2 rRNA genes are annotated in these 3,121 nt (G+C 53.3%); both read left to right on the top strand.

Going from position 1 to position 3,121, the window contains the following annotated elements:
* The first annotated feature begins 24 nt into the window (after positions 1–24).
* Positions 25–2,912, top strand: a 23S ribosomal RNA gene (locus tag KUV81_RS19620).
* 91 nt (positions 2,913–3,003) lie between these two features.
* A 5S ribosomal RNA gene (gene rrf, locus KUV81_RS19615) occupies positions 3,004–3,118 on the top strand.
* Positions 3,119–3,121 lie beyond the last annotated feature (3 nt).

The raw sequence follows: 3,121 nt of genomic DNA, 5'->3' as shown, positions 1-3,121 counted from the left end.
TACCGAGACCCCTTGGGGTTGTATGGTTAAGCGACTAAGCGTACACGGTGGATGCCTTGGCAGTCAGAGGCGATGAAGGACGTGCTAACCTGCGAAAAGCTCAGATGAGGCGGTAAGAGCCACTTGAGTCTGGGATGTCCGAATGGGGAAACCCGGCACCATAAGGTGTCATCGCTGCGTGAATACATAGCGCAGCGAGGCGAACCTGGGGAACTGAAACATCTAAGTACCCAGAGGAAAAGAAATCAACCGAGATTCCCCTAGTAGCGGCGAGCGAACGGGGATTAGCCCTTAAGCGATTTGGAAGTTAATGGAACGGTCTGGAAAGTCCGGCGATACAGGGTGATAGCCCCGTACATGAAAACGACCTTAGCGTGAAATCGAGTAGGACGGGACACGTGATATCTTGTCTGAACATGGGGGGACCATCCTCCAAGGCTAAATACTCCTGACTGACCGATAGTGAACCAGTACCGTGAGGGAAAGGCGAAAAGAACCCCTGTGAGGGGAGTGAAATAGAACCTGAAACCGTGTACGTACAAGCAGTAGGAGCCCTTCGAGGGTGACTGCGTACCTTTTGTATAATGGGTCAGCGACTTACATTCTGTAGCGAGGTTAACCGAATAGGGGAGCCGTAGGGAAACCGAGTCTTAACTGGGCGAATGAGTTGCAGGGTGTAGACCCGAAACCCGGTGATCTACCCATGAGCAGGTTGAAGGTGCCGTAACAGGTACTGGAGGACCGAACCCACTAATGTTGCAAAATTAGGGGATGACTTGTGGGTAGGGGTGAAAGGCCAATCAAACCGGGAGATAGCTGGTTCTCCTCGAAAGCTATTTAGGTAGCGCCTCGTGTCTCACCATTGGGGGTAGAGCACTGTTTGGGCTAGGGGGTCATCCCGACTTACCAACCCCAGGCAAACTCCGAATACCAATGAGTGCAATCACGGGAGACACACGGCGGGTGCTAACGTCCGTCGTGGAGAGGGAAACAACCCAGACCGCCAGCTAAGGTCCCAAAGTTATCGCTAAGTGGGAAACGATGTGGGAAGGCTTAGACAGCTAGGAGGTTGGCTTAGAAGCAGCCACCCTTTAAAGAAAGCGTAATAGCTCACTAGTCGAGTCGGCCTGCGCGGAAGATGTAACGGGGCTAAGCGATACACCGAAGCTGCGGATGCACACTTGTGTGCATGGTAGAGGAGCGTTCTGTAAGCGGTTGAAGCGGAGTTGAGAAGCTCCGTGGACGTATCAGAAGTGCGAATGCTGACATGAGTAACGTTAAAGCGGGTGAAAAACCCGCTCGCCGGAAGACCAAGGGTTCCTGTCCAACGTTAATCGGGGCAGGGTGAGTCGGCCCCTAAGGCGAGGTCGAAAGACGTAGTCGATGGGAAACGGGTTAATATTCCCGTACTGCTGATTACTGCGATGGAGAGACGGAGAAGGCTAGGCCAGCGCGGCGTTGGTTGTCCGCGTTTAAGGTTGTAGGCTGGGGGTTTAGGCAAATCCGGACCCCTAAGGCTGAGAGCTGACGACGAGCGTCTACGGACGTGAAGTGGTTGATGCCAGGCTTCCAGGAAAATCTTCTAAGCTTCAGGTAGTTAGCAACCGTACCCCAAACCAACACTGGTGGTCAGGTAGAGAATACCAAGGCGCTTGAGAGAACTCGGGTGAAGGAACTAGGCAAAATGGTACCGTAACTTCGGGAGAAGGTACGCCGCTGACGGTGATGGGACTTGCTCCCTAAGCTATCGGCGGTCGCAGATACCAGGTGGCTGCAACTGTTTATCAAAAACACAGCACTGTGCAAACTCGTAAGAGGACGTATACGGTGTGACGCCTGCCCGGTGCCGGAAGGTTAATTGATGGGGTTAGAACTTCGGTTCGAAGCTCTTGATCGAAGCCCCGGTAAACGGCGGCCGTAACTATAACGGTCCTAAGGTAGCGAAATTCCTTGTCGGGTAAGTTCCGACCTGCACGAATGGCGTAATGATGGCCACGCTGTCTCCACCCGAGACTCAGTGAAATTGAAATCGCTGTGAAGATGCAGTGTACCCGCGGCTAGACGGAAAGACCCCGTGAACCTTTACTACAGCTTGGCACTGAACATTGAACCTACATGTGTAGGATAGGTGGGAGGCTTTGAAACCATGTCGCTAGATGTGGTGGAGCCGTCCTTGAAATACCACCCTTGTATGTTTGATGTTCTAACTTAGGCCCCTTATCGGGGTTGAGGACAGTGCCTGGTGGGTAGTTTGACTGGGGCGGTCTCCTCCCAAAGAGTAACGGAGGAGCACGAAGGTTGGCTAATCACGGTCGGACATCGTGAGGTTAGTGCAAAGGCAGAAGCCAGCTTAACTGCGAGACAGACACGTCGAGCAGGTACGAAAGTAGGTCTTAGTGATCCGGTGGTTCTGAATGGAAGGGCCATCGCTCAACGGATAAAAGGTACTCCGGGGATAACAGGCTGATACCGCCCAAGAGTTCATATCGACGGCGGTGTTTGGCACCTCGATGTCGGCTCATCACATCCTGGGGCTGAAGTCGGTCCCAAGGGTATGGCTGTTCGCCATTTAAAGTGGTACGCGAGCTGGGTTCAGAACGTCGTGAGACAGTTCGGTCCCTATCTGCCGTGGGCGTTTGAGAATTGAGAGGGGCTGCTCCTAGTACGAGAGGACCGGAGTGGACGAACCTCTGGTGTTCCGGTTGTCACGCCAGTGGCATTGCCGGGTAGCTAAGTTCGGAATCGATAACCGCTGAAAGCATCTAAGCGGGAAGCGAGCCTCAAGATGAGTTCTCACTTGGACTTTAAGTCCACTGAAGGGCCGTGGAAGACTACCACGTTGATAGGCAGGGTGTGTAAGCGTTGTGAGGCGTTGAGCTAACCTGTACTAATGACCCGTGAGGCTTAACCATACAACACCCAAGTGGTTTTGCGAGTCGGATATCCGACCTTGTAAGAAGGCTTACAAGAGAGATTACAGCTTTTCCAAATTGCGCTTTTTTGCCTGGTGGCAATAGCGTTGTGGACCCACCTGATCCCATGCCGAACTCAGCAGTGAAACGCAACCGCGCCGATGGTAGTGTGGGGGTTCCCATGCGAGAGTAGGTCACCGCCAGGCACC

The organism is Ferrimonas balearica, assembly GCF_019802085.1.
Lineage (GTDB): Bacteria > Pseudomonadota > Gammaproteobacteria > Enterobacterales > Shewanellaceae > Ferrimonas > Ferrimonas balearica_B.
Note: the sequence above shows the minus strand (reverse complement) of the source record. Positions and strands in the feature narration are given on the sequence as shown.